This window comes from Vibrio sp. B4-6 (genome assembly GCF_963888245.1).
Lineage (GTDB): Bacteria > Pseudomonadota > Gammaproteobacteria > Enterobacterales > Vibrionaceae > Vibrio > Vibrio anguillarum.
This window is the reverse complement of sequence record NZ_CAWPIM010000055.1, coordinates 169,726-183,219: the sequence shown is the minus strand read 5'-3', so window position 1 is coordinate 183,219 and position 13,494 is coordinate 169,726. Positions and strand designations below refer to the sequence as shown.

The window sequence follows — 13,494 nt, the reverse complement described above, 5'->3', positions numbered from 1 at the left end:
AGGCGTTTTTCTCCCATAAATCTTTTGAAACAACCTGCATTTAGAAGTAGTATTAGTCTCAGCTATATTAGCTGATGCTTAACAATTAACTAACCATAACGGTACATGCTTGCAACAAAATTCTGATATTTTTCAACATTTGATGAGGTTATATCACTGATGGATTTTGAGGAATTTTAACCCGTTTAGCATGTCAAAAGTGTCATTCAGCCGGCACAAAGGAGTTACCATGATTGACGTCGTTGATCTATCGCGGTTGCAGTTTGCACTGACAGCGATGTATCACTTCCTGTTCGTTCCATTGACTCTAGGTATGGCTTTTCTTTTAGCCATCATGGAATCTTTGTATGTAATGACTGATAAGCAAATCTATAAGGACATGACAAAGTTCTGGGGTAAGCTTTTTGGTATTAACTTTGCCCTTGGGGTGGCCACTGGCCTCACTATGGAGTTCCAGTTCGGTACAAACTGGTCATACTATTCCCACTATGTAGGTGACATTTTTGGCGCCCCTCTTGCGATTGAAGCACTTGTAGCCTTCTTTTTAGAATCAACCTTTGTCGGTTTGTTCTTCTTTGGTTGGGATAGACTATCAAAACGCCAGCACTTGGGCGTGACTTGGTTGGTTGCTTTGGGGTCCAATTTCTCGGCACTTTGGATCTTGATTGCGAATGGTTGGATGCAAAACCCAGTTGGCGCAGAATTCAATTTTGAAACTATGCGTATGGAAATGGTTAGCTTTGCTGAAGTCGTTTTCAACCCTGTCGCTCAAGTGAAATTTGTGCATACCGTAGCTTCTGGTTACACCACTGGCGCGATGTTCATTCTTGGTATTAGTTCATATTACTTGCTGAAAGGTCGAGACGTTGCGTTTGCACGCCGCTCATTCGCTATCGCTGCATCATTCGGCATGGCCGCTATTTTGTCCGTGATTGTGCTTGGTGATGAATCAGGATATGAAGTGGGTGAAGTTCAAAAGGTGAAGCTGGCTGCGATTGAAGCTGAGTGGCACACGGAACCTGCGCCAGCTGCATTTACACTGTTTGGTTTGCCTAACCAAGACGCCATGCACACCGATTATGCAGTGAAAATTCCGTACGTGATGGGTATTATCGCTACACGTTCACTGGATACCGAAGTCACAGGGTTACGCGATCTACGCGATCAACACGTTGACCGAATTCGTAACGGTATGTATGCCTATGAACTGTTAGAAAAATTACGTGCAGGCGAAAAATCACCAGCAAACATTGCCGCTTTTGAAGAAGTGAAAGGCGATTTGGGCTACGGCTTATTGCTAAAACGTTATACCGACAAAGTGAACGATGCAACGGAAGAGCAAATTCAAGCCGCCGCCGATGATTCAATTCCAACCGTATGGCCACTATTTTGGTCATTCCGCCTGATGGTTGGTGTCGGTTTTGTGATGCTATTTGTCTTTGGTGCAGCATTTATTCAAACTTGCCGTCAGAAAATTGAGCAAAAACAATGGGTACTTAAAGCCGCCTTGTTCAGTATTCCTCTACCGTGGATTGCAATTGAAGCGGGTTGGTTTGTTGCTGAATATGGCCGTCAACCATGGGCTGTTGGTGAAATATTGCCGACCAATGTTGCTGCTTCTGCGCTAACTCTGGGCGAATTATGGACCTCATTGTTTGCGATTCTTGCACTGTACACAGTGTTCTTGATTGCTGAAGTTTACCTGATGGTTAAATTTGCTCGTAAAGGGCCTAGCAGCCTGAAAACTGGTCGTTATCACTTTGAGCAAAACGCAAACTCTGTTGAAGACAGAGTTAGCCGTCAAGTCGAAGCATAAGGCAGGGAGATAGAATAATGTTTGATTACGAAATCTTGCGACTAATTTGGTGGGTGCTGATCGGCGTACTGCTGGTTGGTTTTGCAATCACAGATGGTTTTGACATGGGCGTTGGTGCTCTTGTTCCAGTCATTGGTAAGAATGACAGTGAGCGTCGTGTCATGATCAACTCTATTGCTCCACACTGGGATGGTAACCAAGTTTGGCTTATCACGGCAGGTGGTGCACTGTTTGCGGCTTGGCCGTTAGTCTATGCGACATCATTTTCCGGATTTTATTTGGCTATGATTGTTACATTGGCTGCATTATGGCTTCGTCCGATCGGTTTGGATTACCGTTCAAAAATTGAAGATCCAAAGTGGCGTAATACTTGGGATATCTGTATTTCAATTAGTGGCTTTGTACCACCAGTCATCTTTGGTGTTGCCTTTGGCAACTTACTACAAGGCGTGCCATTCCAACTCAGTGATTTCATGATGCCAACGTATCACGGTTCATTTTTTGGTCTGTTGAACCCATTTGCTCTGCTTTGTGGCTTAGTCAGCTTGTTTATGATTATTTTACAAGGTGCCGCTTGGCTACAGATGAAAACCACCGATGAGCTGCATGCACGCGCTCGTGGCGTCGCTCAACTAATGGGCTTGTTGGTTACTGTTACTTTCGTCGCTGCAGGGTTTTGGATCCAAAACATCGATGGTTACGTGATTACCAGCGTAATTGATACACATGCTGCATCAAACCCACTCAATAAAGAAGTGATACGTGAGGCGGGGGCGTGGATGGCTAATTTCAACGCTTACCCATTACTATGGATCGCACCAGCTTTGGGTGTTGCCATGCCACTACTTGCTGTGTTGGCGTCGCGTTTTGAAAAAGGTGGTCTCGCATTCTTGGCTTCTAGCTTAGCCAATGCGGGTGTGATTTTCACCGCTGGTTTTGCGATGTTCCCATTTATCATGCCTTCAAGCTTAGTACCAAGTAACAGCTTGACCATGTGGGACTCAACATCGAGTGAATTGACGTTGAACTTAATGACAGTGGTCGCTTTTGTAATGGTACCTATCATTCTTGGTTACACCACTTGGACTTACTACAAGATGTTTGGTCGTCTTGATAGCAAGTTTATTGAAGAAAACAAAAACTCACTTTACTAAGGAGCATAGATATGTGGTATTTCGCATGGATTCTAGGTGTGCTTTTAGCTTGTGCATTTGGCATCATCAACGCTCTTTGGTTAGAGCATTCTGAAATGATGGACAAAGACAGTGAGTAAACTTGCAATGCAAGTCACTGAGTACCATAAACTGGTTGATAAGACTCTGCTCAGAGTCTTATCGCTCTTGCTTGGTTTTTATCATATCGCCATGATTATGTGGGATCCCGAGTTGTATTCTCAGAGCATTGGTGGTTTTAACGCGGTTATTTCACCACTCATGATATGGGCGCTGTGTGCAAGTATGGTTTTTGGTGTTGGCTTTAGACCACGCAAATGGTTTTGGCAATTATTGTTTAGCCCCTACATTTCATTATCGATCTTAATTTACCTAACGATTATTCGACTAGTTTGATATTTACTGTGTATGAATAACCTGTCGAAGGTTGATTAACGACCCACATTAGTGCTGCCTCTTTGAGACAGCACTAATTTTTTGTTTCAAGTTTTGTAAAAGTCCACTCAATGCTTGTACTAACGTCAATGAGTTGCGTTATAGTATCCGCCTAAATCTGCATATGTGTTGGAACCTTTGTGCAAAATACAGCCTCAGCCTTTCATTGGCCTGTAACGATTTACTATGAAGATACGGATGCTGGTGGTGTCGTCTATCACTCAAACTATCTTAAATTCTTTGAACGAGCCCGAACTGAAATGTTACGCGCAGTTGGAGTGTCTCAGCAGACGCTTTTGCAGCAGAACATTGGTTTTGTGGTCAGGCACGTTGACATCGATTTTCTACAAGCTGCACGTTTAGACGATATGCTGACGATAAATACTGTGATTTCGGCATTGAAAAAAGCCTCACTGATCTTCTGTCAGGAGCTCGTCAATCCTGAAGGTAAAGTATTGTGTAAAGCAATAGTTAAGGTAGCATGCATCCACAATCAGAACATGAGGCCAAAAGCGATGCCTCAATCAATAATTTTGGAGTTAACCCATAGTGACTGCTGATATCTCAATTCTCGATCTGTTTTTGCAAGCCAGCTTATTGGTCAAGATGGTGATGCTAATCCTTTTGGGGATGTCTATCGTTTCGTGGGCGATGATCATCAAACGTAGTAAAGTTCTTTCCCAAGCAGAAAAGAACGCTGATGCTTTCGAAGACAAATTTTGGTCTGGTACTGACTTATCCGTTATTTATCAAGATGTCAAAAAGCGTAAAGATGAACTTTTGGGTACAGAAGAGATTTTTTATTCTGGCTTTACCGAATTTGCACGTTTACGCAAGACTAACGCCACTTCACCCGATTTCATTATGGAAGGGACGGGACGTGCGATGCGAGTTGCTGTCGCAAGGGAAGTGGACGAGTTAGAGACCAGTCTGCCATTTCTAGCGACCGTGGGTTCTATCAGCCCATACATTGGATTATTTGGTACGGTATGGGGAATCATGCACTCATTTATTGCGTTAGGTGCGGTGAAGCAAGCGACGTTAGCAATGGTGGCTCCTGGTATTGCAGAGGCGCTGATTGCGACCGCCATGGGTTTATTTGCGGCTATTCCTGCGGTGATGGCTTACAACAGGTTGAGCAATAAAGTCAGCAAATTAGAGCATAATTACGCCACCTTTTCTGAAGAATTTCATAGCATTCTTCACCGCCAAGCGATGGCTGGTAGGGAATAGACGATGGTGGGTTACCAGCGTAAAAAACGCAAGTTGACAGCTGAGATTAACGTTGTCCCTTATATCGACGTTATGCTCGTGTTGCTGATTATTTTTATGGTGACATCGCCGTTTGTCACTCAAGGCGTTGATGTCGAACTTCCTAAAACCACTACGGCAAAGTCGGCATCTGATCTGAAAGGCGACAGTGATAGTAGTTTTATCATCGTGGAAATAGATAAAGAAGGTCGTCTCGGGTTGAGCGTAAATAATGAGGAAGTCGAGCGGGGTCTTTCGCTGCAAGATGTCATCATTAGAGTCAAAGCTGAATTGTCGTTGAAACCGGATTCACCGGTTGCGGTTGGCGGTGATGCTGCAACGCCTTATGCAGAAGTGATACTGGTTCTGGATGAATTGAATCGTGCGGGCATTTCAAAAGTAGGTCTGCTAACCGAAATTAAAGGATAGTTTGTACTGTTCATGAAAGATCATAAATCCAAAAAAAGCGATTACAAAAAGCCCATCATTATCTCGGCTGTTTTGCATATAGTGTTGATCATTGCTTTGTTATGGGGTTCGGATTTTAGCCTAACTAAGCCCGAGCCTGCAGGGCAGATGGTTCAAGCTGTGGTGATTGATCCACAATTGGTACAAAAACAGGCCCAGCAAATTCGTAACCAGCGTGAAGCTGCTGCCAAAAAAGAGCAGGATCGGCTGGATAAGTTACGCCGCGAAAGTGAGCAGTTGGAAAAAAACCGCAAGGCGGAAGAAGAGAATATTCGCCAACTAAAAGAACAACAAGCTCAGGAAGCGAAAGCGGCCAGAGAAGCTGAAAAGCAACGTGCCGAAAAAGAACAAGAGCGTAAAGTGGCAGAAGAACGAGCTCGGAAAGAAAAAGAGCGAGCGGTAAAAGCGGAAACGGAACGTAAGATAAAAGAAGAAGCGGTAAAAAAAGCAGAACAGGAGCGCATCGCTAAAGAGGCTGAAATTGCGAAAGCGGAAAAAGAACGCATTGCCCGTGAAAAAGAGGCAGAACAAGCTAAAGAGAAAGCTCGTAAAGAGCGAGAAGCAGCAGAGCGAGCCGAGAAAGAGCGAATAGCCAAAGAACAAGAGGCGAAGAAAGCGGCCGAAAATGCAAAAAAAGAGAAAGCACGTCTAGAGAGATTGGAGCGTGAACGCAAAGAACAAGAAGCGGCGCTGAATAACATTTTTTCTGGGTTAGAAACAGAAGCAGAGCAAAATAGCTCAGCTCGTTCCCAATTTGTAATGAACGAAGCTCAGCGGTATGGAGCAATCTATACGCAGCTCATTCAACAAAATTTGCTGATTGAAGACAGTTTTAAAAGTAAACAGTGCAAAGTGAACCTACGGCTCATTCCAACGGGAACTGGAGCAATAGTCGGTAATCTAAGCATTATTGATGGTGACTCAAGGTTATGCGCGGCGACAAAACGTGCTGTGGCGCAGGTGGGGACGTTTCCGCTGCCCAAAGATGATCTTGATGTAGTCAATCAATTGAAAAACATTAATTTAACTGTAGAACCAAATTAAAAGGAAAAGCTTGTGTTAAAGCGATTGATGTTAGGATGCTTACTTGTCATCGCAAGTAGTGTACAGCTCGCCAACGCCGCATTGGAGCTTGTGATCACCGACGGCATTAATTCAGCAAGGCCGATTGCTATCGTACCGTTTAAGTGGGAAGGCAAAACAAAATTACCGCAGGATGTCTCTGCGGTGATCGCGTCAGACTTGCAACGTAGTGGTAAATTCAGCCCGATTGCGACCAGCAAAATGCCACAAACGCCTTACAATGAAACCGATGTGAAGTTTGATGCTTGGACCAGTATTGGTGTTGATGCTTTGCTCACTGGTAGCATTACGCAAAATGCAGAAGGTAACTATGTCATCAACTACCAATTGGTAGATGTAGTGCGTGGTCAACTGACACAAGGCCAAAGCAAAGCATTAAGTAACGATGGACAGTTGGTGCTTTCTAAAGATCATGTTTTATTCAATAAAGTTGCCACCGTACCAGCAAACCGAATGCGTGAGTATGCGCATCGAATTTCAGATTTGGTCTATCAAGAACTCACGGGTGATAAGGGTGCGTTTCTCACTCGTATTGCCTACGTGGTGGTCAACGACGATGAACAATATCCTTACCAGCTAAGGGTTGCTGACTATGACGGTTACAATGAACGTTTAGTACTTCGTTCAAAACAGCCTTTGATGTCACCGACTTGGTCACCTGATGGTAAGCAACTGGCGTATGTGAGCTTCCAAAACGGCCAAGCGGAAATATTCATCATGAATATTTATACTGGCGAAAGAGAGAAAATGACCTCGTACCCACGTCATAATGGGGCACCAAGGTTCTCACCAGATGGGAAAACTCTCGCCTTGGTGTTGTCTAAAACGGGCAGCTTACAGGTTTATACTCTGGACTTGGCAACCAAGAAGCTGAAACAAATAACGAGTGGCAGATCAAATAATACAGAACCGTTCTGGCATCCTGATGGTAAATCGCTAATATTTACTTCGGATCGGGGTGGTAAACCACAGATATATCAAGTAAATTTATCAGACGGTTCTACCAATCGTCTGACATGGCAAGGCAGCCAGAATTTAGGTGGACAAATAACGCCTGATGGTCGATTCCTTGTCATGGTAAACCGAAGTAATTCGGGTTTTAATCTGGCGAAACAAGATTTGGAAACTGGTTCAGTGCAAATTCTAACAAAGACTTTGCTCGATGAGTCTCCAAGTATTGCACCCAATGGTGGTATGGTCATATACAGTTCTATTTATAACAAAGCGAATGTACTTTCGATGGTGTCTATAGATGGGCGTTTCAAAGCTAGATTACCGGCAACAAATGGTCGCGTTAGGGCTCCTGCGTGGTCTCCGTTTTTATAGCAAGTAAGTATCAAAAAGTAAGGAAAAAAAATGCAACTTAATAAAGTTCTTAAAGGGCTACTGATTGCGCTACCAGTACTTGCAGTAACTGCATGTAGTTCAAGCGATGAAGCGACAAACGCTTCTGGTACTCAAACTAACCAGTCTACTTCAGGTTCAGCAAACAGCGTTGATACAACTGTAGTTTCTCCAATTGATGCGAATGGCCAACTCTCTGAACAAGAGCTAAAGGAACAAGCTCTTCGTGAAACTCAAACCATTTATTTCGCATTTGATAACGCGACAATTGCTGGTGATTACGAAGATATGCTTGCTGCACACGCAGCTTACCTAAGCAAAAATTCAGCAATGAAAGTTACCATCGAAGGCCATGCTGACGAACGTGGTACGCCTGAATATAACATCGCGCTAGGTGAGCGTCGTGCACAAGCTGTAGCGAAATATCTACAAGCGCTAGGTGTACAAGCTGACCAAATCTCGATCGTTAGCTATGGCGAAGAGAAGCCACTTCTTCTTGGTCAATCTGAAGAAGTGTATGCGAAGAACCGCCGCGCGGTTCTCGTATACTAATCGAGGAATCGCCTCATGTTCAGTAACTTAAAGCGAATTGTAACGCTTACGTTACTGGCAAGTGCAGCGGGTCAAGTACTCGCTGCACCAGCTCCAGTATCCGATCTTAGCAATAGCTCTTCAGCAAGCACATCTCGTGCTCAACAATCATCATCTGAATCTAATGTACAACGTCTTGAACGTCTGCTTGAAAACCGTAATAGCGTTCAACTCAAAATGCAGCAGCAGCTCGATGATATGGCACTTGAAATCAGCGAACTACGTGGCCAGTTAGAGCGTAATAGCTACGATATGCAGCAAATGTTGCAGCGTCAGCGTGAACTCTTTATCGAGTTAGATCGCGTACGTGGCGAAATGAAGAATACAACCGCAAGTTCGTCACAGCCGACAACGGACACTGATATTGCAGGAACGTTTAGCAGCAATGTTGATGAACAAACTGCCTATCAGAATGCGGTTGATTTAATCCTGAAGAAAAGGGATTACAGTGGTGCTATTGCAGCGTTTCAACAGTTTCAAAAAGATTATCCAGATTCTAATTTTGCGTCTAATGCCCATTACTGGTTAGGGCAGCTCTATTTTGCGAAAAAGCAGGATAAAGAAGCGACGCAAAGTTTTGCCGCCGTGCTCACTTACAGTGACTCCAATAAACGTGCTGATGCGCTGGTTAAGTTAGGTGATATTGCCAAGCGTAATAATAATACTGCGCAAGCAAATAAGTATTATCAGCAAGTTGTGGATGAATACCCTACAAGTGCGTCTGCCAAGGTTGCTAAAGAGAATTTGAATTGATAACAATTTGAGTTAATAAAAAGAGGCCTTGTGGCCTCTTTCTTCGACGGCACTATTTATGAATCGCTTTTGATCCTTCGTTAGGTGCGGTGTACAATGCTCGGATTCTTGGAAGTTGCGTAGAGCAAGAGCAATGAGCCACATATTAGATACGATTGAAACTATTTATCCATTTCCGCCAAAGCCCATTCCACTGACGGTTGAGCAAAAACAAGCCTATACAGCAAGTATCAAACAACTCTTAAAAGAAAAAGATGCTGTATTAATTGCGCATTACTATACCGATCCTGAAATTCAAGCTCTCGCTGAAGAAACCGGCGGTTTTGTTGGTGATTCATTAGAGATGGCCAAGTTTGGTAATCGCCATCCTGCCAGTACATTGATCATCGCTGGTGTGCGATTTATGGGCGAATCAGCAAAAATCTTAACCCCTGAAAAACGCATTTTAATGCCAACCTTAAAAGCAGAATGCTCTTTGGATCTGGGGTGTCCTGCCGATAAATTCACAGAATTTTGTGATGCACACCCAGATCATACCGTTGTTGTGTATGCAAACACATCGGCGGCGGTCAAAGCTCGTGCCGATTGGGTGGTTACATCGAGCATTGCACTTGATATTGTTGAGCACTTAGATGCGGAAGATAAACCCATAATTTGGGGGCCAGATCGCCATTTAGGCTCATACATCGAGAAAAAAACGGGCGCAAAGATGTTGCTCTGGCAAGGTGAATGCGTAGTACACGACGAGTTCTCTGCCGATGCATTGCGTAAGATGAAAGCACTGTATCCTGATGCAGCCATCCTTGTGCATCCAGAATCACCAGCCAGTGTGGTAGAACTTGCGGATGCTGTAGGCTCTACAAGCCAGTTGATTAAGGCAGCAAAATCCTTACCTCAACAGAAAATGATTGTGGCAACCGATAAAGGCATCTTTTTTAAGATGCAGCAGTTAGTCCCTGAGAAAGAATTGATTGAAGCACCGACGGCAGGGGCAGGGGCAACATGCCGAAGCTGCGCGCATTGTCCTTGGATGGCGATGAATGGTCTTCGAGCGATTGAGTCAGCTCTTATGGAAGGCGGTAAAGATCACGAAATTTTCGTCGATGAAGCCGTGAGAGTGAAATCACTCATCCCATTAAACCGTATGTTGGATTTTGCTGAACAGTTAAATTTGCAAGTCAAAGGGAATGCCTAATTCCTTTCGGCGGTAGTGGATGAAAAAAGGCTCTTATTCAGAGCCTTTTTATCGCAAGCAAATTGATTTGAAATTAACGTTATTCGAAAATAAAACTATTCAAAAACAAAGTTATTGCTCTAGTGCCAACTGAGCGCCGCGCTGCGTTAAGCCACACAACATCACCGGTATGGCCTGATAGATTTCTTCAAACTGGTCGAGTCCTTGCATACCTTGTTGGGAAAGTGTTGCTAAGGACGTCTCCGGATCATAAAGCATACTCAGCGAAAGGAGCACGCCCCCAAGTAGCGCATTATCTTGGCTATCTTCAGGCATTAACGTTTCCCAATCATCACGCGTAAGTTGCCAACCTTGAAGAAAACCTTCACAAAAATCACGGACATGTTCAGTCACTATTTCTTGTTCATCGAGTGAGCAACCTGCAGGCCAGCTCCATTGATTTTCGAGCAAAGCAGGGCGATAGTCATTCCACATTTCAACGATCAGTTGGAAATAGGTTTCTAGCTGTTTGCCTTCGCTAAATGGCGCGATCTCTTCTCCCCCCCATAGAAAAGGGAGCCATTCCTCTGGCGGGAGCAAGTTAGGCGCTGACGCCATGGATGCGACAAAACCTTGAGTTTTGGCCTCATTAAGCAATTTATCTTCTAGTTCGGGTTGGGTAAGGAGTTCTTGTAAATTCACAGCAGATCCCATCAGTTGCCGAGTGTATTTGCAGCCATTTTAACGTTAAAGCGATACAATGTGCGAATTTTGCTGATAATTTGTTGGCTTTAGTGAGGTTTTACAACAATCAACATATTGCTCGCTAAGATTATTCACTATAATTTGCACAAAAGAAAAAATTGAAAGGATTTATGAGAGCACCTATTTCATTGAAGAAGAAGAGCATTATCGCCCTTTCTTTTTATCTCTGCTTTTTTATTGCGATCACAGGTACCGTCACTTATTGGATTGTCGAAGCGCCACTACGAGCTGAATTAAAACAGAATTTAGATCTTCGTGCAGAAGTGTTATCAGCCCAAATTCGCGAACCTCTCAACCGTTCTATTGGTGTGCTCCAAAGCATTGTCAGCCTTGGGCAAGCTGCAACTAACCAAGCTGAGCAAGACAGAATGCTCTCTTCGCTGTTCACTATACTTGATGATGTTGTCGTCAGTGGTGGGCTATGGCCGAAACCCTACAGTATTAATGCATCGCAGCGATACAGTAGCCTGTTTTATAATCGGGCCGCTGACGGTCAAGTCGACAAATTGCATTCTTGGAACAATCAAGAAGCGTATGGTTACGATAACGAAGAGTGGTACAACGCAGCAAAAGAAAAGCCTGTCGGTAGTGTGGCATGGTCAGAAGTCTATGTCGATGCCTATACGCACGTTCAGATGATCACGGCTTCATCGCCCTATTACGTTAACGGTGAATTTGCTGGAGTAGCAACAGTCGATCTGTCATTGGCGGGGTTAGCCACATTTATTGCCAGTCAAGCGGAGCTTTATAACCTTGGCGTATCCTTAAGTGATTCGGGGGGCTCCCTGATCACTGAACATAATTTTATAATACGTGAAGAAGCTAACGTAAGTCATTTCGGTTTTGGTGATTTTGAATGGCGAGTTGATGTTATTAATGCCCATCGGTTAGTGAATGACGAAGTGTTTGATCTGGTGATGAATGTCGAACGGAGTATCATTCCAATCCTTTTAGTTTGCGTTATGATCGGTTATTACTTGATCAATCAATATGTGATCAAACCGATTACCATCATAGCCAAAAAAGTGAGTGATTCTAAACAAGGCGGTATTATCGATATGCCGTATCGAAGCCAAGATGAGATCCGCCAGCTTATCGATTCATTTAACCAAAAAACCGTTTATCTTGAAGCGGAAAAAGTGAAAGCTCAAGCTTCCACTCAAGCCAAAAGTGCCTTCTTAGCAACTCTGTCACACGAAATCAGAACTCCAATGAATGGTGTTTTAGGAACCGCGCAAATCTTATTGAAAACAGAGCTTTCCCCAGAACAGAGGCAACACCTTAATAGTCTGTATGAGTCTGGCGAGCACATGATGGTGCTGCTTAACGAAATTCTCGATTTCTCCAAGATTGAACAAGGGCGATTAGAACTTGATAACACCCGTTTCCCCTTGGATTCACTGATTGGTAGCATTAACAGTGTTTACCATACCTTATGCAATGAAAAAGGACTGCAGTTTAGAATTTACAGCGATATTGTTCACGATCGCTGGTATTACTCAGATAAAGCACGATTGAGACAGATTCTGTTTAATTTACTGAATAATGCGGTTAAGTTTACCTCTCACGGCTTTGTCGAAGTGACTCTAAAAGAGCAGCAGATGGAAGATAAACGGTATCTTTCTATTCGGATACGGGATTCGGGGATAGGTATAGCAAAAGAAGCTCAGGAAAAAATATTCCGCCCATTTGAACAAGCTGAATCATCGACGACAAGGCGTTTTGGTGGAACGGGGTTGGGCTTAGCAATTGTAAAACAAATTGTAGAGCTAATGGATGGGACAGTCACGGTAACCAGTGAGTTAGGAATTGGTACCAGTTTTCACGTTATGCTAGCGATAGAAACAACGACGCCCGGGACCATTGAAGTCAAGCCACGTCGCAAGCTTAATTACCAAGGACTGAAAGCTCTCATTGTGGAAGATAACCGGACCAACTCTATCATCATCGAAACCTTTATGAAGAATAAAGGGTTTACATGCGATTGTGTTGAGAATGGTGAATTGGCAATTCAAGCGGTTGTTGGCGGGAATTATGACCTGATATTGATGGATAACCATATGCCCGTAATGGATGGCGTAGAAGCGGTGTCTGCGATTCGGATCTTAGTTGGGGAGCAACGTAATGTGCTCATTTTTGGTTGTACTGCTGATGTTTTCAAAGAAACTCGTGAGCGAATGTTGTCGGCCGGCGCTGATTATATTGTCACCAAACCCATTGATGACAATGAATTAGATGATGCTCTTTTCCAATTTGTCGAAAAACTGTATCAATATCATCCAGAGTCCTCTATGCCGCTAAAGATAGGCTCAGCAGAGGAATCATTGGTGACGTTTTATATGGCCGTGGAAGATCAAAACATAGAACTTGCATTAGCCATGATTCAACGTTTGATACAACAGTTGCCGGAGATTGAAAATACTCATATTCATCAAGTGTTAATCGATACCCAAACAAGCTTAGAAAAACACCAGTTACCTACACAGCAGCAAGTCGATTTGCTAACGGTATTGCTTTCCGATTTTTGTAATTAAATAACCATTTTGAGATTTAGTAAGAATGCGTTGTAACAGGAATTTAAAGAATAGCGTTAGATTCTAGTTTCCGATTCAAAATTGGTTATAAATTTACCTAAGTTAATT

At 43.5% G+C, this 13,494-nt stretch carries 14 protein-coding genes; 13 read left to right on the top strand and 1 reads right to left on the bottom strand.

The window, feature by feature from the left end:
- The first annotated feature begins 229 nt into the window (after window positions 1-229).
- The 12 genes from cydA (at window position 230) to nadA (ending at window position 10,108) form a co-directional block, all read left to right on the top strand.
- Complete coding sequence (cydA, locus tag AACV20_RS13670) at window positions 230-1,816, top strand: cytochrome ubiquinol oxidase subunit I (protein ID WP_170907470.1); 1,587 nt, start codon at window positions 230-232, stop codon at window positions 1,814-1,816.
- A 17-nt stretch (window positions 1,817-1,833) separates the two neighbouring features.
- Complete coding sequence (gene cydB, locus AACV20_RS13665) at window positions 1,834-2,970, top strand: cytochrome d ubiquinol oxidase subunit II (protein ID WP_170907469.1); 1,137 nt, start codon at window positions 1,834-1,836, stop codon at window positions 2,968-2,970.
- A gap of 11 nt (window positions 2,971-2,981) precedes the next feature.
- Window positions 2,982-3,089 (top strand): cytochrome bd-I oxidase subunit CydX, encoded by a 108-nt coding sequence (cydX, locus tag AACV20_RS13660; protein ID WP_000270284.1) that lies wholly within the window; start codon window positions 2,982-2,984, stop codon window positions 3,087-3,089.
- The gene (gene ybgE, locus AACV20_RS13655) at window positions 3,082-3,384 is read left to right on the top strand and encodes a cyd operon protein YbgE (protein ID WP_013856571.1); all 303 of its coding nucleotides are present in this window, start codon (window positions 3,082-3,084) and stop codon (window positions 3,382-3,384) included. The genes cydX and ybgE overlap by 8 nt, the downstream gene beginning before the upstream one ends.
- 179 nt (window positions 3,385-3,563) lie before the next feature.
- Window positions 3,564-3,983, top strand: a complete 420-nt coding sequence (gene ybgC / locus AACV20_RS13650; protein WP_170907468.1) for a tol-pal system-associated acyl-CoA thioesterase — start codon at window positions 3,564-3,566, stop codon at window positions 3,981-3,983.
- Window positions 3,973-4,656, top strand: coding sequence for a protein TolQ (gene tolQ / locus AACV20_RS13645; RefSeq protein ID WP_013856573.1), 684 nt, complete (start codon window positions 3,973-3,975; stop codon window positions 4,654-4,656). Before ybgC ends, tolQ begins: the two co-directional genes overlap by 11 nt.
- Window positions 4,657-4,659: 3 nt before the next feature.
- Window positions 4,660-5,103 (top strand): protein TolR, encoded by a 444-nt coding sequence (gene tolR / locus AACV20_RS13640; protein WP_017050375.1) that lies wholly within the window; start codon window positions 4,660-4,662, stop codon window positions 5,101-5,103.
- A 12-nt stretch (window positions 5,104-5,115) separates the two neighbouring features.
- Window positions 5,116-6,186, top strand: coding sequence for a cell envelope integrity protein TolA (gene tolA / locus AACV20_RS13635; RefSeq protein ID WP_017048055.1), 1,071 nt, complete (start codon window positions 5,116-5,118; stop codon window positions 6,184-6,186).
- Between the two features lie 27 nt (window positions 6,187-6,213).
- Window positions 6,214-7,551 carry a Tol-Pal system beta propeller repeat protein TolB gene (tolB, locus tag AACV20_RS13630; RefSeq protein WP_094146918.1) on the top strand — a complete coding sequence of 446 codons (1,338 nt, stop codon included), beginning with the start codon at window positions 6,214-6,216 and terminating at the stop codon, window positions 7,549-7,551.
- A 30-nt stretch (window positions 7,552-7,581) separates the two neighbouring features.
- Window positions 7,582-8,121, top strand: coding sequence for a peptidoglycan-associated lipoprotein Pal (pal, locus tag AACV20_RS13625; RefSeq protein WP_013856577.1), 540 nt, complete (start codon window positions 7,582-7,584; stop codon window positions 8,119-8,121).
- A 15-nt stretch (window positions 8,122-8,136) separates the two neighbouring features.
- Window positions 8,137-8,913 (top strand): tol-pal system protein YbgF, encoded by a 777-nt coding sequence (ybgF, locus tag AACV20_RS13620; protein WP_019280925.1) that lies wholly within the window; start codon window positions 8,137-8,139, stop codon window positions 8,911-8,913.
- 133 nt (window positions 8,914-9,046) lie between these two features.
- Entirely contained in the window at window positions 9,047-10,108 is a 1,062-nt protein-coding gene (gene nadA, locus AACV20_RS13615; RefSeq protein ID WP_026028138.1) for a quinolinate synthase NadA, read from the top strand.
- A 111-nt stretch (window positions 10,109-10,219) separates the two neighbouring features.
- On the opposite strand, the gene AACV20_RS13610 is transcribed toward nadA, so the two are convergent.
- Window positions 10,220-10,801, bottom strand: coding sequence for a UPF0149 family protein (locus AACV20_RS13610; RefSeq protein ID WP_013856580.1), 582 nt, complete (start codon window positions 10,799-10,801; stop codon window positions 10,220-10,222).
- 161 nt (window positions 10,802-10,962) lie between these two features.
- Between AACV20_RS13610 and AACV20_RS13605 the strand changes: the two genes are divergently transcribed.
- Window positions 10,963-13,386, top strand: a complete 2,424-nt coding sequence (locus AACV20_RS13605; RefSeq protein ID WP_212752603.1) for a hybrid sensor histidine kinase/response regulator — start codon at window positions 10,963-10,965, stop codon at window positions 13,384-13,386.
- Window positions 13,387-13,494 lie beyond the last annotated feature (108 nt).

Excerpts from the sequence above, each read along its gene's own strand:
- AACV20_RS13610 (WP_013856580.1), bottom strand. The coding sequence starts at position 10,801 with ATGGGATCTGCTGTGAATTTACAAGAACTCCTTACCCAACCCGAACTA.
- tolR (WP_017050375.1), top strand. The coding sequence starts at position 4,660 with ATGGTGGGTTACCAGCGTAAAAAACGCAAGTTGACAGCTGAGATTAAC.
- tolA (WP_017048055.1), top strand. The coding sequence starts at position 5,116 with ATGAAAGATCATAAATCCAAAAAAAGCGATTACAAAAAGCCCATCATT.
- nadA (WP_026028138.1), top strand. The coding sequence starts at position 9,047 with ATGAGCCACATATTAGATACGATTGAAACTATTTATCCATTTCCGCCA.
- AACV20_RS13605 (WP_212752603.1), top strand. The coding sequence starts at position 10,963 with ATGAGAGCACCTATTTCATTGAAGAAGAAGAGCATTATCGCCCTTTCT.
- cydX (WP_000270284.1), top strand. The coding sequence starts at position 2,982 with ATGTGGTATTTCGCATGGATTCTAGGTGTGCTTTTAGCTTGTGCATTT.
- cydB (WP_170907469.1), top strand. The coding sequence starts at position 1,834 with ATGTTTGATTACGAAATCTTGCGACTAATTTGGTGGGTGCTGATCGGC.
- cydA (WP_170907470.1), top strand. The coding sequence starts at position 230 with ATGATTGACGTCGTTGATCTATCGCGGTTGCAGTTTGCACTGACAGCG.
- tolB (WP_094146918.1), top strand. The coding sequence starts at position 6,214 with ATGTTAGGATGCTTACTTGTCATCGCAAGTAGTGTACAGCTCGCCAAC.
- pal (WP_013856577.1), top strand. The coding sequence starts at position 7,582 with ATGCAACTTAATAAAGTTCTTAAAGGGCTACTGATTGCGCTACCAGTA.
- ybgF (WP_019280925.1), top strand. The coding sequence starts at position 8,137 with ATGTTCAGTAACTTAAAGCGAATTGTAACGCTTACGTTACTGGCAAGT.